General features: G+C 48.8%; 19 protein-coding genes. 2 read left to right on the top strand and 17 right to left on the bottom strand.

Annotated features, from left to right (window positions below):
• The first annotated feature begins 21 nt into the window (after window positions 1-21).
• Entirely contained in the window at window positions 22-588 is a 567-nt protein-coding gene (locus BZK41_RS16325; protein ID WP_003827046.1) for an NADPH-dependent FMN reductase, read from the top strand.
• A 56-nt stretch (window positions 589-644) separates the two neighbouring features.
• On the opposite strand, the gene adeP is transcribed toward BZK41_RS16325, so the two are convergent.
• Window positions 645-1,982 (bottom strand): adenine permease AdeP, encoded by a 1,338-nt coding sequence (gene adeP, locus BZK41_RS16320; protein WP_003827042.1) that lies wholly within the window; start codon window positions 1,980-1,982, stop codon window positions 645-647.
• Between the two features lie 167 nt (window positions 1,983-2,149).
• Between adeP and yieH the strand changes: the two genes are divergently transcribed.
• Window positions 2,150-2,815 carry a 6-phosphogluconate phosphatase gene (gene yieH, locus BZK41_RS16315; protein ID WP_079938823.1) on the top strand — a complete coding sequence of 222 codons (666 nt, stop codon included), beginning with the start codon at window positions 2,150-2,152 and terminating at the stop codon, window positions 2,813-2,815.
• A 41-nt stretch (window positions 2,816-2,856) separates the two neighbouring features.
• On the opposite strand, the gene BZK41_RS16310 is transcribed toward yieH, so the two are convergent.
• The 16 genes from BZK41_RS16310 to atpG all read right to left on the bottom strand — a co-directional run bounded on the left by BZK41_RS16310 (window position 2,857) and on the right by atpG (window position 22,890).
• The gene (locus tag BZK41_RS16310) at window positions 2,857-3,576 is read right to left on the bottom strand and encodes a glucosamine-6-phosphate deaminase (protein ID WP_079938821.1); all 720 of its coding nucleotides are present in this window, start codon (window positions 3,574-3,576) and stop codon (window positions 2,857-2,859) included.
• 17 nt (window positions 3,577-3,593) lie between these two features.
• Window positions 3,594-4,763 carry an esterase family protein gene (locus tag BZK41_RS16305; protein ID WP_079938921.1) on the bottom strand — a complete coding sequence of 390 codons (1,170 nt, stop codon included), beginning with the start codon at window positions 4,761-4,763 and terminating at the stop codon, window positions 3,594-3,596.
• A gap of 24 nt (window positions 4,764-4,787) precedes the next feature.
• Window positions 4,788-6,404: a carbohydrate porin gene (locus tag BZK41_RS16300; RefSeq protein ID WP_079938820.1), complete on the bottom strand. Its 1,617-nt coding sequence runs from the start codon at window positions 6,402-6,404 to the stop codon at window positions 4,788-4,790.
• 19 nt (window positions 6,405-6,423) lie between these two features.
• Entirely contained in the window at window positions 6,424-7,827 is a 1,404-nt protein-coding gene (locus BZK41_RS16295; RefSeq protein ID WP_079938818.1) for a family 1 glycosylhydrolase, read from the bottom strand.
• A gap of 22 nt (window positions 7,828-7,849) precedes the next feature.
• Window positions 7,850-9,733 carry a PTS beta-glucoside transporter subunit IIABC gene (gene bglF, locus BZK41_RS16290; RefSeq protein ID WP_079938817.1) on the bottom strand — a complete coding sequence of 628 codons (1,884 nt, stop codon included), beginning with the start codon at window positions 9,731-9,733 and terminating at the stop codon, window positions 7,850-7,852.
• Between the two features lie 135 nt (window positions 9,734-9,868).
• On the bottom strand, window positions 9,869-10,708 hold the full coding sequence (bglG, locus tag BZK41_RS16285) for a transcriptional antiterminator BglG (RefSeq protein WP_079938920.1): 840 nt from the start codon (window positions 10,706-10,708) through the stop codon (window positions 9,869-9,871).
• 273 nt (window positions 10,709-10,981) lie between these two features.
• A complete protein-coding gene (phoU, locus tag BZK41_RS16280; RefSeq protein ID WP_079938816.1) occupies window positions 10,982-11,707 on the bottom strand; it encodes a phosphate signaling complex protein PhoU in 726 nt (241 codons plus the stop codon).
• Window positions 11,708-11,721: 14 nt separating this feature from the next.
• A complete protein-coding gene (gene pstB / locus BZK41_RS16275) occupies window positions 11,722-12,495 on the bottom strand; it encodes a phosphate ABC transporter ATP-binding protein PstB (protein ID WP_003023821.1) in 774 nt (257 codons plus the stop codon).
• 46 nt (window positions 12,496-12,541) lie between these two features.
• Entirely contained in the window at window positions 12,542-13,432 is an 891-nt protein-coding gene (gene pstA / locus BZK41_RS16270) for a phosphate ABC transporter permease PstA (RefSeq protein ID WP_079938814.1), read from the bottom strand.
• A complete protein-coding gene (gene pstC / locus BZK41_RS16265; protein WP_008786549.1) occupies window positions 13,432-14,391 on the bottom strand; it encodes a phosphate ABC transporter permease PstC in 960 nt (319 codons plus the stop codon). Before pstC ends, pstA begins: the two co-directional genes overlap by 1 nt.
• 192 nt (window positions 14,392-14,583) lie before the next feature.
• Entirely contained in the window at window positions 14,584-15,624 is a 1,041-nt protein-coding gene (pstS, locus tag BZK41_RS16260; protein ID WP_003827033.1) for a phosphate ABC transporter substrate-binding protein PstS, read from the bottom strand.
• Between the two features lie 330 nt (window positions 15,625-15,954).
• Window positions 15,955-17,784 (bottom strand): glutamine--fructose-6-phosphate transaminase (isomerizing), encoded by a 1,830-nt coding sequence (gene glmS / locus BZK41_RS16255; protein ID WP_079938813.1) that lies wholly within the window; start codon window positions 17,782-17,784, stop codon window positions 15,955-15,957.
• Between the two features lie 351 nt (window positions 17,785-18,135).
• The gene (glmU, locus tag BZK41_RS16250; protein ID WP_008786550.1) at window positions 18,136-19,506 is read right to left on the bottom strand and encodes a bifunctional UDP-N-acetylglucosamine diphosphorylase/glucosamine-1-phosphate N-acetyltransferase GlmU; all 1,371 of its coding nucleotides are present in this window, start codon (window positions 19,504-19,506) and stop codon (window positions 18,136-18,138) included.
• A gap of 671 nt (window positions 19,507-20,177) precedes the next feature.
• Window positions 20,178-20,597: a F0F1 ATP synthase subunit epsilon gene (locus tag BZK41_RS16245; protein ID WP_003023809.1), complete on the bottom strand. Its 420-nt coding sequence runs from the start codon at window positions 20,595-20,597 to the stop codon at window positions 20,178-20,180.
• A gap of 20 nt (window positions 20,598-20,617) precedes the next feature.
• The gene (gene atpD / locus BZK41_RS16240; protein WP_003023806.1) at window positions 20,618-22,000 is read right to left on the bottom strand and encodes a F0F1 ATP synthase subunit beta; all 1,383 of its coding nucleotides are present in this window, start codon (window positions 21,998-22,000) and stop codon (window positions 20,618-20,620) included.
• A gap of 26 nt (window positions 22,001-22,026) precedes the next feature.
• Window positions 22,027-22,890 carry a F0F1 ATP synthase subunit gamma gene (gene atpG, locus BZK41_RS16235; RefSeq protein WP_003023804.1) on the bottom strand — a complete coding sequence of 288 codons (864 nt, stop codon included), beginning with the start codon at window positions 22,888-22,890 and terminating at the stop codon, window positions 22,027-22,029.
• Between the last annotated feature and the right edge of the window lie 32 nt (window positions 22,891-22,922).

The following is a 22,922-nucleotide window of genomic DNA, read 5'->3' as shown; positions in this document are numbered from 1 at the left end:
CATGATGAAACAGGAGTCACCATGTCTGAAACATTGAATGTTGTTACGTTACTGGGAAGTCTGCGCAAAGGTTCGTTTAATGGAATGGTTGCCCGTACGCTGCCCAAGATTGCTCCAGCGGGAATGGAAGTGAACGCGTTGCCATCGATTGGTGATATCCCTCTGTACGATGCCGACCTCCAGCAGGAAGAAGGTTTTCCGGCCAGCGTAGAAGCGCTGGCTGAGCAAATCAGAAAGGCTGACGGTGTCGTCATCGTCACACCAGAGTATAACTATTCTGTTCCGGGTGGACTGAAGAACGCCATCGACTGGCTGTCCCGCCTGCCAGATCAGCCATTATCCGGTAAGCCGGTACTGATCCAGACCAGTTCCATGGGCGCTATTGGTGGCGCGCGCTGTCAGTACCATCTGCGTCAGATCCTGGTATTCCTCGACGCCATGGTAATGAACAAGCCGGAATTTATGGGCGGCGTCATTCAGAACAAAGTTGATCCGCAAACGGGTGAAGTGATTGACCAAAGCACGCTGGACCATCTGACCGGTCAATTGACCGCATTTGGTGACTACATTCAGCGCGTGAAAGCGTAAAAGAAAAAGCCCGGCGATATGCCGGGCTTATTTATATATGGGCAAATAAGCAGCGATTAGTGCGCGTCGATAAACACAATCTTCAGCACAAACAGCAGCGCGACAATGATGACGCACGGGCTGAGATCGCGGAAACGACCGGTACCAATCTTCATCACGCAGTAAGAAATAAAGCCCAGCGCAATACCTTCGGTAATTGAGAAGCTAAATGGCATCATCACGGCGGTAATAAACGCCGGAACCGCTTCAGTCAGGTCATCCCACTTCACACGTGACAGGCTTGATGTCATCAGGACACCAACGTAAATCAACGCACCCGCGGCAGCATAACCCGGTACCATTCCTGCCAGCGGAGACAGGAAGATAACCAGCAGGAACAGCAGACCAACGACCACAGCGGTCAGACCGGTACGTCCGCCGACAGAAACGCCGGAAGAAGATTCGATATACGCAGTAACGGAAGAAGTCCCGATAAACGCCCCGGTAACTGACGACACGCTATCCACATACAGCGCTTGCTTCATGCGCGGGAACTTGCCCTTCGCATCCGCCAGACCGGCTTTATCCGTAACGCCAATCAGCGTACCGGAGGAGTCGAACAGGTTAACCAGCATGAACGAGAAAATCACACCAGCCAGGCCAATGTTAAACGAACCGGCCAGATCGACATGTCCGATAACGGACATCACGCTCGGTGGCGCAGAAACGATACCGTTGTAATGGACATCGCCCAGCATCCAGCCCAGCAGCGTGGTTACAATGATAGAAATCAGCACCGCCGCGTGAATGTTACGTGACGCCAGAATCGCGATGATAAAGAAGCCCAGAATACCAAGCAGTACGCTGTGAGACGTCAGGTTGCCGATCGACACCAGCGTGTCTTTGTTAGCGACGATAACGCCAGCGTTTTTCAGCCCCATCATGCCGATGAACAGACCAATACCGCTGGTGATGCCTACGCGCAGGCTAACCGGGATATTGGCAATCATCCAGTAACGTACGCGGAAAATCGTCAGCAGCAGCAGGCCTACCGCGCCCCAGAAGATAGCGCCCATACCAATCTGCCATGACAGGCCCATCGCGCCAACGACCACGAAAGCGAAGAATGCGTTCAGGCCCATAGCAGGCGCAAGTGCGACCGGCAGGTTGGCAAATAGCCCCATCAGGATGCTACCAAATGCAGCAATAAGGCAGGTGGTAACAAAGACGGCGCTGGTATCCATGCCAGCCACGCCAAGAATTTGCGGGTTAACAAAAACGATATACACCATCGTCAGGAAGGTGGTTAAACCGGCGATCACTTCGGTCCGTGCCGTCGTGCCATGTTCGCGCAGTTTGAACACGCGTTCCAGCATCCCCTGACCAGAAGCCTGGGTTGTGTGTTGTTGACTCATTATCAATTTCCGAACAAGGAGGGAAAATTCGTCGCTATCCTATACCAAAATGCGACAATAGGGTTGGGTTATGAGCAACTTTTTTCATTGATTTTGCTTATACGGCAACGATTGCGTCGCCCAATAATGCATTACGAAAACGTTAAACTTGTTAAAACGGAAATGACATGTCCCAGATAGAAGCCGTATTTTTTGACTGTGACGGTACCCTTGTCGACAGTGAAGTGATTTGTTCTCGCGCGTATGTCAGCATGTTCCAGGCGTTTGGCATTACGCTCGATCTTGAAGAAATTTTCAAACGCTTCAAGGGGGTAAAGCTGTACGAGATCATCGACATTATCAACGAAGAGCACGGTGTCGAACTGGCAAAAGCCGATTTAGAACCGGTTTACCGCGCTGAGGTCGCACGTCTGTTCGATACGGAACTGGAGGTGATTGCAGGTGCCAATGCGCTACTGGACAGCATGGCCGTACCAATGTGTGTGGTATCTAACGGTCCGGTCAGCAAAATGCAGCATTCGCTGGGTAAGCTGGGCATGTTGCACCATTTCCCTGATTTACTGTTCAGCGGCTACGATATTCAGCGTTGGAAGCCCGATCCGGCCCTGATGTTCCATGCGGCGAAAGCGATGGACGTTAACGTTGAGAACTGCATTCTGGTTGATGATTCCAGCGCAGGCGCGCAGGCGGGGATTGCAGCCGGGATGGAAGTGTTCTACTTCTGCGCCGATCCGCACAACAAACCGATTGATCATCCAAAAGTCACCACGTTTACCGATCTGGCACAATTGCCGGAATTGTGGAAGGCGCGGGGTTGGGATATTACACGGTAGTGAATAAATGGCGACGCTCAAGCATCGCCATCCTGCGTGTTTTAACGCGTTAATGCTGAAACTGCTGCTTTATCTGCAATCACAATCAATGACGGATGTAGTTGCAACACAGAGGCCGGTACATTTTCCGTTACCGGTCCTTCCAGCATGTTTTTCAACGCTTGTGCCTTGGCCTCTCCACTGACAATAACGATCAGATTTTTCGCCGCCATAATACTCTTCGGCCCCATCGTCACATAACTGTCCGGAACAAGAGAAAAATCACCGCCCAGCTCACCATGAGCAACAATTTCAACCATCTCCCCTTTAATAGGGAACTCTACTGTCGTGTCGTGAAAATGGGTTGTATTGGGTAAATTGCCACAAAAGTGTCCATCAGCGCCCAGCCCCATCAGGACGAGATCCAACCCCCCTTCATGATCAATTTTTTGATCGTGCTGTTTGAAATTATCGAGGGTCAACTTCTGAATTAACTCTTCTTTAATGCCTGCTGGCGTAAAAAAAAGATTTCGTAAGTTGGTGATGGTTACGCCATCACCCGATCGACCACGAAATGGAATTTCATCAAAATTATAGAAATATGCTTGCTGATAATATGCTTTGCCCTTTACAGCTTCTGTCAGGTACTCATACATTCTTTTTGGCGTACTACCAGCGGTAATAGCCAAATTAACTCTGCGCGGTTGCGTCATGTACCCCAACAGATGTTGCGCCGCAACCCGACTCATTTCTTCAAAATCTTCCGTTACGATTAACCGCATAAAATAGCTCCTTTATCTTATTTAAATAGCTTCTGTACAAATTCAGCATACGCGGGTCGCCAGACATCCATCTCATGATTCAAGCCTGGATAAACGCGATAATCGAATTTGATATTTTGCTTCTTAAGTTCCGTTACCAGGCCTGCAATATCCTTTCCGGTAACAACGTCTTTATCACCAACCACAACGGTGAAATTACGTAGTTGTTTATTGATAGCCTCAGGCTCGTTCAAGCGGGCATGAACACCGGCATCAGGAACCGTAGTGGTCGTGACGCCACTAAACGTTGCCAACCAGGCAAAGCGATCCAGATGATTCATCCCGGAGACCAAAGCCTGATACCCGCCCTGAGATAACCCAGCCAATGCACGACCTTCGGCATCTTTTCGAACGTTAAATCGTTTATCGATCAAGGGAATAATATCGTTCATCAACTCGTTATCGGCGGCTTTAGCATTCATGGGATAAAACACTTTACGCCTGTCCTGTGGAACAAAATCTTCAGGAACAATACCCTTCGCATCGGTCTCAGTATCAGGAACCACGACCAACATTGGTTTAATGCGCCCTTCCGCCTGTAGATTGTCCATCATCTGTGCAATACGTCCCTGATCAATCGCGGAACGTCCGGTATCACCAAAACCATGATAGAAATAGAGAACAGGTAATGGCTCTCCCTGTCCGTTATAGCCAGGAGGTGTCCAGACGTACATCTGACGCTCAGCGTTGAGGGCATGAGAATGGTAGGTCAGGGTTATCAGATCGCCGTGTGGAACAGCTTTGGTATCAAGAATACTGCCAGGAACCAGGAGCATACTAGTATTAACCTGACGCTGTGGTTTGGTCATTGCCGTTCCGGTATCAATACTGCGGACGCCATCTACGTTAAAAAAATATTCATACAGATTAGGTTGTTGTACCGGTCCCTGCCAGCTCCATACGCCTGAGGCATCCCTCGTCATAAGATGAATTGATTCCGGCCCTGGGATCCCAACCACGACAGAAACACTTTTTGCCGATGGTGCAAAAAAGCGATAAGTCACACTGTTGTCGGCGTTTACCTGGGTCACATATTGATTAACGGGTATAGTAGAGTCAGGGTTAGCAGGAAGGTCTGCCGCGAAGCTCCATTGCGTAATAAATACCCCAGCCAACGCCAGCGACAGAGCTGATATTTTTAGGTTCATACTAATAATCCTTTTAATTTCCATTTACCACCAGATTTCAGCCTGTGCACCAACTGCAAACTGATCGTTTTTCTCATCTTCAAAAGTAAAATTATCCAGATCGGTATCTGTCGCTTTAATGTAAGTGGCATAAAAACGGATTTCCGGACGGGAAGTCAGCATACTGGTGTTAACTTTGAAGGTATGGAACAGCGTTGTTTTATATCCAGACTCGTAGTATTTATTACCCACAACGTCTTTGTTTTGCTGCGTAAAATAACCTAATTCAACACCCGTTTGATTAAATTTGTCCCAAATATAAGCAGGCCGAACAACAGCACGAATAGACTCAAAATCAGTATGCGCTCCGGTTTCATAGCTATAAACATCATTACCAAAGGAATAGACTAACGCATTAGCAACAATAAAATGATCGCCAATGTAAGCTTCTCCCTGCGAGGCTAAGCGTATGGCGGTACCGTTGGTATGATCGCCATAATATTTACCATTAAAAGTGGTATAAGGACTTGAGCCTGCATAGCGAGAGAAACTACTCGCAATAGAGTTATTTGCTAACAATAAAGAAAACTCGTTAAAGCCACCGTTTTCAAATTTCTGGGTCAGCGATGTGCCCACCATCCAGGTATCTTTCCACTGATAATAATCATTATTATCCTGATTATATTTTTCTGATGAGCTTTGATTAGCAGCAACATAACGACCACTGACCATTAATGATGCTTTATCCCATACGGGAATTTCTTTATAGCGCATATCAATGGTGTTGGTGTTGATCTGCTGTTTATTCGTTAGCGTGCGATCATAATCGTCTACATCCTCACGCACCAGTGCAATATCGATTTTACCCGGCCCCATTTGCCAGTTTTCCAAACCAACCCCAGCGGCTGCATCTGTACGCTGAGTTTTCCAGTCGAGCATCTGGATCTCAATTTTCGGTGCGCCGTGTTTACCTACCCAAAAATCCGCATCAGGCGCAAAAGGCAAAAAACCCTTGGTATTGACGTAGAGATCAGAGAACTGCATATAGTTCTCATTACCCGCGTTATCACCAAACCAACCTGTGGAATATTGCTGTCCAACGTTGCCATCCAGCATAACAATGGCATCAACACGCTTATTCCCTTCGTTAAACACGCGCTGTTTCAACTGCAGATCAAACCAACCAGAATATTCGTTCCCCAGTCGTCCCAGCGATCCTATAGCCCATGACTTCGGCGAACCATGTGAGGCCGAACCCCAACCTGAGCGATAATAGCCGTTGTAGCTAAAGCCGATTTCATCTTTAACAAATTTACTGAAATCCTTTATGGTCATTGCCGAGTAAATAGATTCCGTACCATTACCACCTGTTTGCTCATTTTTGACCAGAACAGCTTCAGGTTTTGTCGATGAAGGAGCAGGAAATGGGTTAGCTGCATACCCTTTATCGGTATTTTGTTTTTTATCAGTTTTTGACCATACGATATTTTTTTTGCGTTCTTCCTCTTTGTACTTTTTAAGTTCATTTTGGGTATCTTTCAACTCACGTTCAAGCAACTCAAGGCGTTGCTCTACGCTCAGCGTAGAGGCATATGCCTCAAAAGAGAAAGAAATTGGGGTCATTAAAATCAGAGCAGAGGTAATAACATTCTTTCTAAACATAATAATCCTTTACTTTTTATTATTCACAGTTCCGTTTTAACGATAACCCTCTGCTCCGAATAACTTCTGCATACCAGTAAAAACTCTGCTTGCGAATTCGGGAAAGTGTACCCAGTCCGTTATCATCACGATCAACATAAATAAAACCGTAACGTTTCGACATTTGCGAATGTGAAGCGCTCACCAGATCGATAGGTCCCCAACTGGTATAACCCATCACCTCGACACCATCCTCAATGGCTTCGCTAACCTGAACCAGATGATCGTTTAAATACTGAATGCGATAATTATCCTGAATGGTGCCGTCAGGTTCGATGCTATCTCTGGCACCTAATCCATTCTCAACAATAAATAATGGTTTCTGATAACGATCCCAGAGCTGATTCATTAATATTCGCAATCCCGTAGGGTCGATCTGCCATCCCCACTCCGAACCTTTCAGGTTAGGGTTAGGAATCATATTAAGAATATTACCTTGCGCATTTTTATTGATCGTTTCGTCGTGAGAAACGCATCCTGTCATGTAATAGCTGAACGAGATAAAATCAATGGTGTGCTGTAAATCTTGTTTATCGTGATCGGTTATCTCAATATTTATTGCTTGCTCGCGAAAGAAACGTTGCATATACCCAGGATACGCGCCGCGCGCCTGGACATCACCAAAGAAAATCCAACTACGGTTTTCCTGCAATGCTTGTAACATATCCTGTGGATGGCAGCTCAACGGATAAACTAATCCGCCTAATAGCATATTGCCAATTTTCGCGTCAGGAACAATATGATGACAAGCTCTCACCGCTCTCGCACTGGCTACTAATTGGTGATGAATTGCTTGATATACTTCGCCTTTATTACTGTTTTCAGATAATCCAACACCGGTAAATGGCGCATGCAGCGACATGTTTATTTCATTAAATGTCAGCCACAACTTCACCTTATGTTGGTACCGGGTAAATACCGTCTTGGCATAATGTTCAAAATACCCAATAACAGATCGATTTGCCCATCCTCCATAATTTTCCACCAGGCCATAAGGCATCTCATAATGCGATAACGTCACCAGAGGTGTAATACCTGCAGTAGACAGTTCATCAAACAAACGATCGTAAAATGCCAAACCCGACTCATTCGGTTCACGCTCATCACCCAACGGAAATATCCGTGCCCAAGCAATAGATACGCGTAAACAGGTGAATCCCATTTCAGCAAATAGAGCAATGTCTTCAGGGTAGCGATGATAGAAATCAATCGCCGTATCTTTAATATTTTCTTTCCCGGGAATGCGCGCCTCCATTTTACCCATTACACCATGAGGCTGCAGATCGGCAGTCGTTACTCCTTTTCCATCAGTTGACCACGCACCTTCAATTTGATTCGCGGCGGTCGCACCGCCCCAAAGAAATGATTGCGGAAATTCTTTCATTATATTGAACTCCTTTTTCTGTTTATTGAATAACGGATAACAATGGCTCTCCGCCTTTGACATTTTCTGCATTCAGAGATAACACATCGCAAAAATCATCACTGTTGCTAATAACAATGGGTGTAGTGAGATCAAATCCTGCTGCATGAATGGATGAAATATCAAATGAGATTAAACAATCGCCAGATTTAACATAATCACCTGCTTTAATATGTGCATTAAAATGTTGCCCATTAAGCTTTACCGTATCGATCCCGACATGAATCAATATTTCTATACCTTCATCTGATTCGATGCCAATAGCATGGAGAGTTTCAAATAAAGAGGCTACTCTGCCATTTACTGGGGAAATAACTTCCCCCACCGAGGGTTTTATCGCGATACCTTTGCCTAATAAACCACTGGCAAAGGTTGCATCGGCAACACCTGACAGAGGAACAATTTCACCGGTTAACGGGGAGCAGATTGTCGCCAAATTGTTACTCTTTCTCCCCGCGCTACAAATAACTTGCGATGCAGCGGGAGTAGGGGCAGACATTTGCTTTTTAAATATGAGGTGGAGAATAACCGTCCCAAATAGTGCACAACCAATCGCTATCGTCCCGCCCATCACGCTAGCCCATACAGTGTAATCAATACCCGTCGGGGGTATGGTTTGCATAAAAGTAAAAATACTTGGTAAACCAAAGGAATATACTTTCGTTTGGGCATGACCAATCAGTGCAGCGCCCAGAGCGCCACTAATACAAGCAATAACGAAGGGGTACTTACGCGGCAGATTAACGCCATAAACCGCAGGTTCGGTAATGCCAAATAATCCTGTTAACGCAGCAGAACCGGCAACTACTTTTTTCTGCGCGTCGCGCTCACAGAGAAAAACGCCAAGCGCCGCACCAACCTGCGCCATAATGGCTGGCATCAGCAACGGCATCATGGTGTCATAGCCCAGAACGGTAAAGTTGTTAATACATAACGGTACTAATCCCCAATGAAGACCAAACATGACGAAGATTTGCCATAACCCACCCATCACCGCGCCAGCAAACCAGGGAACTGCGTTATAGAGATATAGATAGCCTGCCGCAATCAATTCACTGACCCATGTCGATAGAGGCCCCACGACCAAAAAGGTAATTGGCGTGATAACGACAAGGCAACACAGCGGTGTGAAGAAATTTTTGATTGCCGAAGGAAGGAAGCCGTTTAACTTTCGCTCAAGCATGCTACAGAGCCACGCAGAGAAAATAATAGGAATAACTGACGAGGTATAGTTAATGAGAGTGACTGGAATCCCCATAAAATGATGAATCAACGCATCTGCACTCTGCTCACTTTCAAATGCTTTGAGGATTAGCGGATGAACCAGCGCCCCACCAATAACCATTGTCACAAACGGATTACCGCCAAACCGTTTTCCTGCCGTATAGCCTAAGATAATGGGGAAGAAGTAGAACAGTGAATCGCTGGCGCTAAAAAGGATTAAATAGGTTCCACTTTGCTCAGTAGTCCACTGACAGGTTAACGCAACAGCTAGAAGCCCTTTTAAAATACCGGTAGCAGCCAGCAGACCAATTAATGGAGTAAAAATACCAGAAATGACATAAATAAATCGGTTCAATAAATTTTCATTATTGTCTGCCGATGTAGTTTGTTGCGATTTTTCACCCAACCCTGCTACGTCATTCACTGCATGGAAGACATCTGCGACATGATTTCCAATTACAACCTGAAATTGCCCGCCACTTTCCACAACCATAATAATGCCAGCCGTTTTTTTTAGCACATCGGCCTGCGCTTTACTCTCATCCTTTAATTTAAAGCGTAACCGTGTAGCGCAGTGCATTAGACTAATAATATTATCAGCCCCACCTACGCCCGCCACAATTTTCCTGGCTAAATCCGTCATACTTAGTCCTCGACCGCTTTACTGCGGCAATGCTCCAAAAAAAAACCTGAAGAAGATTGCTTGAATTTCAAAAAGCAATCTTCTTCAGGTTTTGCCCGCATAGCGCGGTAACAATCCTTAGATTTTAATCACTAACTATTCGTGATCTTTGCGTACTCGTTCGATATTAATTGCTAAAAACATAATCTCCGCTGAAGATATTTTCCGCTGATGCTGCAGACCAACATATATGGCTATTCGCTCCGCACAGCGCCATGCCTCCAGGTAGTTTTGCCTCACAGCCTGCTGCAATGCTTCATCATCATCGTCAATTGATGCTTGCTCTAAAATGCGCCAGGATAAAAATTTCAAATGTGTCACGAGACGCTGGTAACTCAAGCTCTCCTCCTGATAGCTAATGCCAAATTGAAATTTTATAAGTTGTAGCATTTCTTGCATCATCTGCGTCACCCCAGCAACATCCGTCATATTGCCATTCATTTGTGCACTGACGAAATGTACCGCGATAAAACCAACTTCATCCTTTGGCAGTCGAACGCCCAGACGTTGCTCAATAATAGCCAACGCCTCTTCTCCCAATTGAAATTCTTTCGGATAAAGTCGCTGGATATCCCACAATAAGGGATTTGCCAAAAAAATATTCTGGTGGAAACGCTGAATAGCAAACTGACAGTGGTCAGTTAATGATATAAAAATACTATCCTGCAACTTACCTAACCGCTCAGCAGCCAGAGATATTATGCGATCGCAGGTAGTCATCACTTCAAGCGGAATATGGCTGAGCAGTTCACTAAACCGCCCCATCAACTCGTGACTGCTTAATGCATATTCTTTCTCAACCAGAGTCGAGTTAATCCGGTCGCCCATTTTTTTTTGAAAGCCAATACCACGTCCCATGACAACCTTTTCGCGTTGATTTTCATCAACAATCACCAGAACATTATTATTCAAAACTTTGGTGATTCGCATATTCATGAGCATGACCTTTCTTATAAACAAAAAAACCCGACGTCACCAGGTTGGTCTGGCTCAATCAGGTTTTGCCTGCGAATGCAGTAACAATCCAGTCATTCAATAATTTTACATTTTTCCTTCGAACGAATCTAATTGGCAGGAGAAGAAAAAGCAATGCGCATTGTTGCGAAATATGATGTTATTCGCAGATATTAAAACCAATTAATTTTTAGGAATATATAAAGAAAATATAAATAATCCCGATAATTTGCTTACCGGGATTATTTATAATGATTATTCTTTCGGATCTTTGCCCGCAAGCAGCTTATCCAGTTCATCGCCGCCCACGTGACGGAAGTCTTGTCCCTTCACGAAGTAGAAGATGTATTCGCAGATATTCTGGCAGCGGTCACCGATACGTTCGATGGAACGTGCGCAGAACAGCGCGGTCAGTACGCTTGGAATGGTACGTGGGTCTTCCATCATATAAGTCATCAGCTGTCGCACGATGCCTTCATATTCCTGGTCAACTTTCTTATCTTCGCGATAAATACGTATCGCTTCGTCCAGATCCATACGCGCAAACGCATCCAGCACATCATGCAGCATTTGTACGGTGTGGCGGCCCAGTGATTCCAGACTTACCAGCAGCGGCTGATGCTGTTGCGAAAACTTCTCCAGCGCGGTGCGGCAAATTTTGTCCGCCACGTCGCCAATACGTTCCAGCTCAGCGATGGTTTTGATAATCGCCATTACCAGACGCAGGTCGCTCGCTGTCGGTTGACGCTTGGCGATGATGCGCACGCAGGCTTCGTCGATCGCCACTTCCATCATGTTGACGTTCTTATCGCCTTCAATGACGCGCTTCGCCAGCTCGCTGTCCTGGTTATGCATCGCCGTGATTGCATCAGAAAGCTGCTGCTCTACCATGCCGCCCATGGTCATCACCTGGGTACGGATGCTTTCCAGCTCTGCATTGAACTGGCCGGAAATATGTTTATTAAGGTTAAGGTTATCCACAACAAGCTCCTGAATCAGCCGTAACGACCGGTGATGTAATCTTCAGTTTGTTTCTTCGCGGGCTTGGTGAACAGATCGTCCGTGTTGCTGAACTCAATCAACTCGCCCAGGTACATAAATGCCGTGTGATCGGAACAACGCGCAGCCTGCTGCATGTTGTGGGTAACGATAACGACGGTGTAATCCTCTTTCAGCTCAGTGATCAGCTCTTCGATACGCCCGGTAGAAATAGGGTCGAGCGCTGAACATGGCTCATCAAGCAGAAGCACTTCCGGGCGAATGGCGATACCACGCGCAATACACAGACGCTGCTGCTGACCACCCGAGAGAGAGTACCCGCTCTGGTGTAATTTATCTTTGGTTTCGTTCCACAATGCGGCCTTGGTCAATGCCCACTGCACACGCTCGTCCATATCCGCACGCGAGAGTTTCTCAAACAGACGTACGCCAAAAGCGATGTTGTCGTAGATGGACATCGGGAACGGCGTTGGCTTCTGGAATACCATGCCCACTTTGGCACGCAGCAGAGCGATATCCTGGGTATTGGTGAGAATATTGTCGCCATCCAGCAGGATTTCACCTTCCGCACGCTGCTCCGGGTACAGTTCAAACATTTTGTTGAACGTACGCAGCAGCGTCGATTTACCACAGCCTGACGGCCCGATAAACGCCGTTACCTGGTTTTTAGCAATATCCAGGTTGATGTTCTTCAGGGCATGGAATTTGCCATAGTAGAAGTTCAAATCACGAACCTGAATCTTACCCGGGGCAGTATCAACCATACTCATTTCAATCTCTTCCTCATCCGGCGCCGCATCAGCCACGCCGTAAAAATTAACCGTGTTTCTTCTTCGCGAAAATGACGCGCGCCAGAATGTTCAGCAGCAGTACGCACAGGGTAATAATCAGTACCCCGGCCCAGGCCAGTTGCTGCCACTCAGCAAACGGGCTCATCGCAAACTTAAAGATAGTGACTGGCAGGTTGGCGATAGGCTGCATCATGTCGGTGCTCCAGAACTGGTTGGAGAGCGACGTAAACAGCAGCGGAGCCGTTTCACCTGCGATACGTGCAATAGCCAGCAGAACCCCTGTAATGATGCCTGAGACAGATGCCTTCAGGGTGATCGCAGAAATCATCTTCCATTTCGGCGTACCCAGTGCATAGGCGGCTTCACGCAGGCTATCCGGCACCAGCTTGAGCATGTTCTCCGTGGTACGGATAACAATGGGCACCTGCAGCAGCGCCAGCGCGATAACGCCCGCCCAGCCTGAAAAGTGCTCCATTTTTGCTACCACGATGGTGTAAACGAACAGACCGACCACGATTGATGGCGCAGACAGCAGAATGTCGTTGATAAAGCGGATGACCTCAGCCAGCCAGGACTTACGTCCGTACTCTGCCAGGTAGATACCCGCCATAATGCCAAGCGGTGTACCAAACACGGTCGCCCACAGAATTAACAGTCCACTACCGGCCAGGGCGTTCGCCAGACCACCACCCGCCGTATTCGGCGGAGGCGTCATTTCGGTGAACAGCGCCAGCGACATACCGTCGATACCGCGGGTGATGGTGGACATCAGGATCCACACCAGCCAGAACAGACCGAATGCCATGGTCGCCATAGAGAGCGTCAGCGCGATGCGGTTCTTCAGACGGCGACGTGCCTGCATTTTACGGCGGGACTCCGCCAGCGCAGTGGTGTTTTGCATTTCAAGCGTAGCCATTAGCGTGCCCCCTCGTTCTTCGCAAGGCGCATGATCATGAACTTAGACGCCGCCAGTACGATGAAGGTGATCACAAACAGAATCAGACCCAGCTCCATCAACGCAGCAACGTGCAGCCCCGATTCCGCTTCGGCAAATTCATTCGCCAGCGCAGAGGTAATACTGTTGCCCGGCATGTACAGCGAGGCGCTATCGAGCTGGTAGGTGTTACCAATGATAAAGGTCACCGCCATGGTTTCACCCAGCGCACGGCCCAGCCCCAGCATCACACCGCCGATCACACCATTTTTGGTGAACGGCAGGACGATACGCCAGATAACTTCCCAGGTGGTACAGCCAATGCCGTAGGCCGACTCTTTCATCAGCACCGGCGTTTGTTCGAACACATCACGCATAACCGCCGCAATGTATGGGATGATCATGATGGCGAGGATCACACCAGCCGCCAGAATACCGATACCAAACGCCGGGCCGGCAAACAGTGCGCCAACAAACGGAATGTTGGAAAGGATGTTTCCGACCGGCTCCTGGAAGTACGTCGCAAACAGCGGGGCAAAGATAAACAGGCCCCACATGCCGTATACGATACTTGGAATTGCTGCCAGCAGTTCAATAGCGATACCCAGCGGGCGACGCAGCCAACCGGGTGCAAGTTCTGTCAGGAACAGCGCAATGCCGAAACTCACCGGAACGGCAATCAGCAATGCAATAAACGAGGTGACCAGCGTACCGTAAATCGGTACCAGCGCGCCGTAGATATCGTTCGGCGCATCCCAGTCTTTGGTCCACAGAAAGGAGAAACCAAATTTCTGAATGCTTGGCCAGGAGGAGATAACCAGAGAAACAATAATGCCACCCAACATCAATAGCACAATCAGCGCAGCCAGTTTTACCAGCGCGCTGAATATCATGTCACCCTTTTTACCCGGTGGGTTAAAAGCAGGCTTGGTTGCAGCCATAAATCACTCTTTAAGTTTGGGCCAGGAAGCACGCATTTTATCGTGCTTCCCGGCTAACGTAATGCCATACCCTTAATAATTCGAGTTGCAGCAAGGCGGCAAGCTTGTGAATACCCAGGAGCATAGATTCACTATGTGACTGGGGTGAACAAGCACAGCCAACACAGCTGCGGCTCGAAGTATGACGGATATTTAGTACAGCGCTTTACCGCTGCTGTCCTTCACGTTGGTCTTCCATGCAGCACGAATCTGCTCAACCACGCTGTCCGGCAGGCTGGCGTAATCCAGGTCATTAGCCTGTTTGCCGCCATTTTTGTATGCCCAGTCGAAGAATTTCAGCACTTCAACGCCCTGCTCAGGCTTCTTCTGCTCTTTATGGACCAGGATGAAGGTGGTGGAAGTAATTGGCCACGCATCGTCACCTTTCTGGTTAGTCAGATCCTGAGCGAAGGTTTTGCTCCAGTCAGCGCCTTTAGCGGCGTTGGCAAAGTTTTCTTCGGTCGGGCTTACCGGTTTGCCATCAGCAGAGACCAGCTTGGTGTACGCCAGGTTGTTCTGCTTAGCGTAAGCGTACTCAACGTAACCGATAGAACCCGGCAGACGCTGTACGAACGCGGCGATACCGTCGTTACCTTTACCGCCCAGACCGGTCGGCCAGTTTACGGTAGAGCCGGAACCAATTTTAGATTTCCACTCTTCGTTCACTTTCGCCAGGTAGCTAGTGAAGACGAAGGAAGTACCGGAACCATCAGCGCGACGCACAACGGCGATATTCTGCGAAGGTAGCTTCAGACCCGGGTTCAGTTTGGTGATGGCTTCGTCATCCCACTTCTTAATTTTGCCGAGGTAGATGTCGCCCAGCGTTTTACCGTCCAGCACCAGCTCGCCGGATTTCAGTCCAGGGATATTCACCGCCAGCACTACACCGCCGATAACGGTCGGGAACTGGAACAGGCCTTCTTGTGCCAGTTTCTCGTCAGACAGCGGGGCATCAGAAGCGCCGAAATCAACGGTATTGGCCGTAATTTGTTTTACACCACCGGAGGAGCCGATACCCTGGTAGTTTACTTTGCTACCGGTCTCTTTCTGATAGGTATCTGCCCATTTGGCATACACTGGCGCAGGGAAGGTTGCACCTGCACCTGTCAGGCTCGCTGCTGCAAACGCAGAGAACGCGCTCATGGATAAGGTCGCGGCGACAACAGTTGCGACAGTGGTACGCATAACTTTCATAATGTCTCCTGCACGGTTTTCGTAAATCGTTGTTTGAGTTGCTACTGTGAGCAAAATAGGACAAACAGGTGACAGTTAAATGTACGAAATATGACAGTTTTATGACAATGAAAAACACAGAGGGTTTTTTAGATAAAAACACATTTAAAACAAAATGTTATGCATTACTATGACAATAACATTTCGCTAAAATTTTCTTTTTATGACACTGCAAACAGTAGCTGAAGATGACGGTTTGTCACATAAAACAGGCGGGATAATTGATTAAAAACAGAACAAGTTTAAAAAAAATGCCCCACTTATAGCAGGGCATGTTCAGTTCAGTACGGATTACTCTACGGTAACCGACTTCGCCAGGTTACGCGGCTGATCCACGTCGGTGCCTTTAATCAGCGCCACATGATACGCCAGCAGCTGCAGCGGAACGGTGTAGAAGATAGGTGCAATAACCTCTTCCACATGCGGCATCTCGATGATGTGCATGTTTTCGCTGCTGGTAAAGCCAGCATCCTGATCAGCAAAGACGTACAGCTGACCGCCACGGGCGCGAACTTCTTCAATGTTGGATTTCAGTTTTTCCAGCAGTTCGTTGTTCGGCGCAACCACGATAACCGGCATATCGGCATCAATCAGCGCCAGCGGACCGTGTTTCAGTTCGCCTGCGGCATATGCTTCAGCGTGAATATAAGAGATCTCTTTCAGCTTCAGCGCGCCTTCCAGCGCAATCGGGTACTGATCGCCACGGCCCAGGAACAGCGCATGGTGTTTGTCAGAGAAACCTTCAGCCAGAGCGGCAATTCGTTTGTCCTGAGACAGCATCTGCTCAATACGGCTCGGCAGCGCCTGCAGACCGTGAACGATTTCCTGCTCAATAGATACATCCAGGCCTTTCAGACGAGACAGTTTCGCCACCAGCATCAGCAGAACAGTCAGTTGGGTGGTAAATGCTTTCGTGGAGGCCACGCCGATTTCGGTACCGGCATTGGTCATCATCGCCAGGTCGGATTCGCGTACCAGAGAAGATCCCGGTACGTTACAAATAGCCAGCGAGCCCAGATAGCCCAGCTCTTTAGATAAGCGCAGACCCGCCAGGGTATCCGCCGTTTCACCAGACTGGGAAAGGGTGATCATCAGGCTGTTACGACGCACGGCAGATTTGCGATAGCGGAACTCGGAAGCGATTTCGACATCACAAGGAATGCCAGCCAGCGATTCAAACCAGTAGCGGGACACCATACCGGAGTTGTACGACGTACCACAGGCGATAATCTGGATATGCTCAACCTGAGACAGCAGCTCGTTGGCATGCGAACCCAGCTCGCTTAAATCCACTTCACCGTGGCTAATGCGCCCGGTCAGCGTGTTTTTAATTGCGTTCGGCTGTTCGTAGATCTCTTTCTGCATGTAGTGGCGATAAATACCTTTTTCGCCCGCATCGTATTGCAGATTAGATTCGATATCCTGACGTTTCACTTCCGCGCCAGACTTGTCGAAAATAGAGACCGAACGACGGGTTACTTCCGCGATGTCGCCCTCTTCCAGGAAGATAAAGCGACGGGTTACCGGCAGCAGTGCCAGCTGATCGGAAGCGATAAAGTTCTCACCCATACCCAGCCCAATCACCAGCGGGCTACCAGAACGTGCCGCCAGCAGGGTTTCCGGGTTACGGGTATCCATGATCACTGTGCCGTAGGCACCACGTAGCTGCGGAATAGTACGCAGCACGGCTTCACGCAGCGTACCACCCTGTTCCAGCTCCCAGTGCACCAGGTGAGCAATCACTTCGGTGTCGGTTTCAGAAACAAAGGTGTAGCCACGCGTTTTCAACAGCTCACGCAGTGGTTCATGGTTTTCAATGATGCCATTATGCACCACAACAATGTGTTCAGAAACATGGGGATGCGCGTTCGCTTCTGAAGGTTCACCGTGTGTCGCCCAGCGGGTGTGAGCGATACCTGTACCACCATGCAGCGGATGTTCTTCCGCAGCAGCAGTCAGCATCTGCACTTTACCCAGACGACGCAGACGGGTCATATTGCCTTCAGCATCGACAACGGCCAGACCAGCAGAGTCATAACCACGATATTCCAGACGACGTAAACCTTCGAGAAGGATTTCAGCTACATCACGCTGCGCGATAGCGCCAACAATTCCACACATATTTTTTTGATTCCGAATTTAGGCATTGTGCCTGTCGTTGTCGGTCAACCTGTTTCCCCTTCGTCTTTCACTCCGTAGCTACGTTGGCTACGCTTGCTCACTACGGTCACTTACTTTAGTAAGCTCCCGTAGATTCCCAAGCTTGCCGCCTTGCTACAGCGCGAAATACTTTGGGTAATACCCGTATTCCGGGCGCCCCGAGCCTTGTAGAGAGTGGGGTTATTTTTATAGGTACTGCTTGTTGAGCGGAGGATTATATTATCCCCTCATCTCTTGTCTGCCTGATGGCGCTTACGCTTATCAGGCCTACAGAACGTCACCGCACGTAGGCCGCCATCCGGCAAAAATAAATTACTTCTTCTTCACCGGACGCTGCCAGCCCTGTTTATGGACCTGAGGTACACGGCTTAATACCAGTTCGTTATCGGCGACATTACGCGTTACTGTGGTTCCTGCGGCAATCGTCGCACCTTTACCCACGGTGACAGGCGCCACCAGCTGAGTATCTGAACCCACAAACACATCATCACCAATAATGGTTTTAAACTTATTGGCGCCATCGTAGTTGCAGGTAATCGTACCCGCGCCAATATTCACGTTATCGCCAATTTCCGCATCACCCAGATAGGTCAGATGACCGGCTTTAGAGCCTTTACCCAGACGCGCTTTTTTCATTTCGACGAAGTTGCCCACGTGTGCGCCTTCCTGCAGCTCAGCACCCGGGCGCAGACGCGCGAATGGACCGATGGTGCAAGCGGCTTCCAGATGGGCATCTTCCACCACGCTGTACGGGCTAAGCTCACAACCCTCACCAATCACGCTGTTTTTGATGATGCAGCCAGCGCCAATCTTGACGCGATCCCCAACGGTTACGTTACCTTCAATGATAACGTTAGTATCAATTTCAACATCGCGCCCGTGAATCAGCGTACCGCGAAGATCAAAACGTGCAGGATCGCGCAGCATCACGCCCGCCAGCAGCAGTTTTTCTGCCTGCTCGGACTGATAAACACGTTCCAGACGGGATAACTGAAGACGGTTATTTACCCCTTCCGTTTCACTGATTCGTGCCGGATGTACCGCAGCAATTTCACGTCCTTCCTGATACGCCATCGCGATGATATCGGTGATGTAGTATTCACCCTGCACGTTGTTGTTGGTCAGTTTAGACAGCCAACGCTTCATGTCAGCGCCGTTGGCAATCAGAATACCTGTGTTGATTTCCTGGATTTGACGCTGCTCGTCGGTTGCATCTTTATGCTCAACAATGCCAGTAACTTTGCCGTTATCACGGGTAATACGCCCATAGCCGGATGGGTCGTCCAGTTTTACAGTTAACAAACCGATACCGCCCTGCGGTTTGGCTTCACGCAGGCGACGTAAGGTATCGGTAGAGATCAGCGGCACATCGCCATAGAGCATTAAAATGTCTTCGTCATCACTAAAGAATGGCGCCGCCTGCTGCATTGCATGGCCGGTACCCAACTGCTCAGCCTGCAGAACCCAATTCAGATTGCCATCTTTCAGTGTCTGTTTAAGCAGATCGCCACCGTGTCCGTAGACAAGATGTACGTGAGTCGCACCTAATTCATTAGCAGCATCAATGACATGCTGAACCATCGGTTTTCCTGCGAGGGTGTGCAGCACTTTAGGGAGATCGGAATACATACGCGTGCCTTTGCCTGCGGCAAGGATCACGACGCTCATAGCATTATTCAACATACACGTCCTGACTGTAATTTGAGAACGAATTTATACCGTTTCACATTGAAAATACTACATTTTTTTCAGCGTGAAATGGACCGAAGATAAAACGTTCAATCGGGGAAATTTCCCCTCTGATAGCTCTCTATTTTCATCTATTTCGGCGTCTTTTGTCTCCCAAAAACCTGGAGTCTGCTCTTATTAAAGCCTTAGGTTAATGTTTTTGCTATTTTTTTGCCCCATGAATAAAGAATTGGGTAAGCAACGTACGATTTTTTTATATGATTCAGTGAGAAGCAGAAAAACGGGTAGAGAAAATAGAGGGGGAAAGATAAAGAACAAATTATACAGCGAAGGAGGGGGATTTTATAACGGATGGCGCTAGCAGATAAACCGTATTAAGCATCGCGCCACAGAGCAGGTAGGGAACGACTAAACGTCCATGCTGCTGAAAAGGGCGATGATTTTGTTAAACAATTTCATGTTGGTATCCTGTTTTTATCTGAGTTAATTCTGTGACACGCATCACATAAAAAGAGTCTACGCCTCATTATTTAACCGATCAACATTTTTTGTGATGTAAATCACAAAATAATAAAACAGCTTTTTAGTTCCACTTTTACTGAAACAAATCCATAAAAAAAGCCAGCCTGGAAACCAGACTGGCCTTTGTGATTTTCAAGCCGGTGTTACATCGCTTTTTTGGTCAACTCGATAACGCGCAGTTTCGCGATCGCTTTGGCCAGTTCCGCAGATGCCTGAGCGTAATCCACGTCACCATGAGAGCTCTTAATGTGCTCTTCAGCCTTACGCTTCGCTTCCAGGGCTCTCGCTTCATCGAGATCCTGTCCGCGAATCGCGGTATCAGCCAGTACGGTCACGCTGCCAGGCTGCACTTCGAGAATGCCGCCGGACAGATAGATAAACTCTTCATGACCGAACTGTTTAACGATGCGGATCATACCAGGCTTAATGGCGGTGAGCAGCGGTGCGTGACCCGGGAAAATACCCAGTTCACCTTCACTACCCGTTACCTGGATTTTCTCGACCAGACCAGAGAACATTTGTTGCTCTGCGCTGACGACGTCCAGGTGGTAAGTCATTGCCATATCACCCTCCGATTAAGGCGTTAAAGTTTTTTGGCTTTTTCTACGGCTTCGTCGATAGAACCAACCATGTAGAACGCCTGCTCTGGCAGGTGGTCGTATTCGCCTTCCATGATGCCTTTAAAGCCACGGATGGTGTCTTTCAGGGAAACGTATTTACCCGGAGAACCGGTGAATACTTCCGCAACGAAGAACGGCTGGGACAGGAAGCGCTGGATCTTACGCGCACGTGCTACCACCAGTTTATCTTCTTCAGACAGTTCATCCATACCCAGGATGGCGATGATGTCTTTCAGTTCCTGATAACGCTGCAGCAGGGACTGTACGCCACGCGCGGTGTCGTAGTGTTCCTGACCAACAACCAGCGGATCCAGCTGACGGCTGGTGGAGTCCAGCGGGTCAACTGCCGGGTAGATACCCAGAGATGCGATCTGACGGCTCAGTACCACGGTTGCATCCAAGTGAGCAAAGGTGGTTGCTGGGGATGGGTCAGTCAAGTCATCCGCAGGTACGTATACCGCCTGAACGGAGGTGATAGAACCGGTTTTGGTAGAGGTGATACGTTCCTGAAGAACACCCATCTCTTCCGCCAGGGTCGGCTGGTAGCCTACCGCTGATGGCATACGACCCAGCAGTGCAGATACTTCTGTACCGGCCAGGGTGTAACGATAGATGTTATCGACGAACAGCAGAACGTCACGACCTTCGTCACGGAACTTCTCAGCCATGGTCAGACCGGTCAGCGCAACGCGCAGACGGTTTCCCGGCGGCTCGTTCATCTGGCCATATACCAGGGATACTTTGTCCAGAACGTTGGAGTCGGTCATTTCGTGGTAGAAGTCGTTACCCTCACGAGTACGTTCACCTACGCCCGCAAACACAGAGTAACCGGAGTGTTCGATCGCGATGTTACGGATCAGCTCCATCATGTTTACGGTTTTACCTACACCCGCACCACCGAACAGACCGACTTTACCGCCCTTAGCGAACGGACACATCAGGTCGATAACTTTGATGCCGGTTTCCAGCAGTTCCTGAGAGCTGGACAGCTCTTCGTAGGAAGGTGCTGCGCGGTGGATAGCCCAACGCTCTTCTTCACCGATATCGCCTTTCATGTCGATAGGGTGACCCAGGACGTTCATGATACGACCCAGAGTTGCTTTACCTACCGGGACTTCGATCGGGTGTTCGAGGTCTTTTACTTCCAGACCACGACGCAGACCGTCGGAAGAACCCATGGCGATGGTACGTACGATACCGCCGCCGAGCTGCTGCTGAACTTCCAGCACCAGGCTCTCTTTACCATTCATAACCTCAAGAGCATCGTACACGCGCGGTACGGCATCCTGAGGGAATTCGACGTCAACCACGGCGCCGATTACCTGGACAATTTTTCCAGTAGCCATCTTGAATCCTCTACGAATTAACCTGGTTATACCGCGGATGCACCACCGACGATTTCGGTGAGTTCCTGAGTAATGCTGGCCTGACGAGCTTTGTTGTATACCAACTGCAGCTCTTTAATCAGGCTGCCGCCATTGTCGGTCGCGGCTTTCATCGCCACCATACGTGCGGCCTGCTCGCTGGCCAGGTTTTCTACCACGCCCTGATAAACCTGAGACTCGACATAACGACGCAGCAGGGTATCCAGCAGCGCTTTCGGGTCTGGCTCATACAGGTAATCCCAGGATTTACGCTTCAATTCATCATCATCTGATGCCGGCAGAGGCAGCAGTTGGGTGATGGTTGGCGTCTGAGACATGGTGTTAATAAATTTGTTGCTGACAACGTACAGTCTGTCCAGACGACCTTCATCGTAGGCCTGCAGCATCACTTTAACCGGACCAATCAGTTCGGACAGGGAAGGGTTATCCCCCATACCGGTTACCTGAGCGATCACGTTACCGCCAACGGAGTTAAAGAAAGACACGCCCTTAGAGCCGATCATTGCGATATCGCACTGAACGCCTTTATCGGACCATGTTTTCATATCCGCCAGCAGCTTTTTGAACAGGTTAATGTTCAAGCCACCGCACAGACCACGGTCGGTCGACACCACCAGGTAGCCCACGCGTTTAACGTCGCGTTCTTCCAGGTAAGGGTGCTTATATTCCAGATTACCATTCGCAAGGTGACCAATCACTTTGCGCATGGTCTCTGCATAAGGACGGCTGGCCGCCATGCGATCCTGCGATTTACGCATTTTGGAAGCGGCGACCATCTCCATCGCTTTAGTGATCTTCTGCGTGTTCTGGACGCTTGCGATCTTACTACGTATCTCTTTTGCGCCGGCCATGAGCTTCTCCTCAATGCCTTGCGGTCCGCCCT

This window comes from Citrobacter sp. A316 (genome assembly GCF_002042945.1).
Lineage (GTDB): Bacteria > Pseudomonadota > Gammaproteobacteria > Enterobacterales > Enterobacteriaceae > Citrobacter > Citrobacter portucalensis.
Note: the sequence above shows the minus strand (reverse complement) of the source record. Positions and strands in the feature narration are given on the sequence as shown.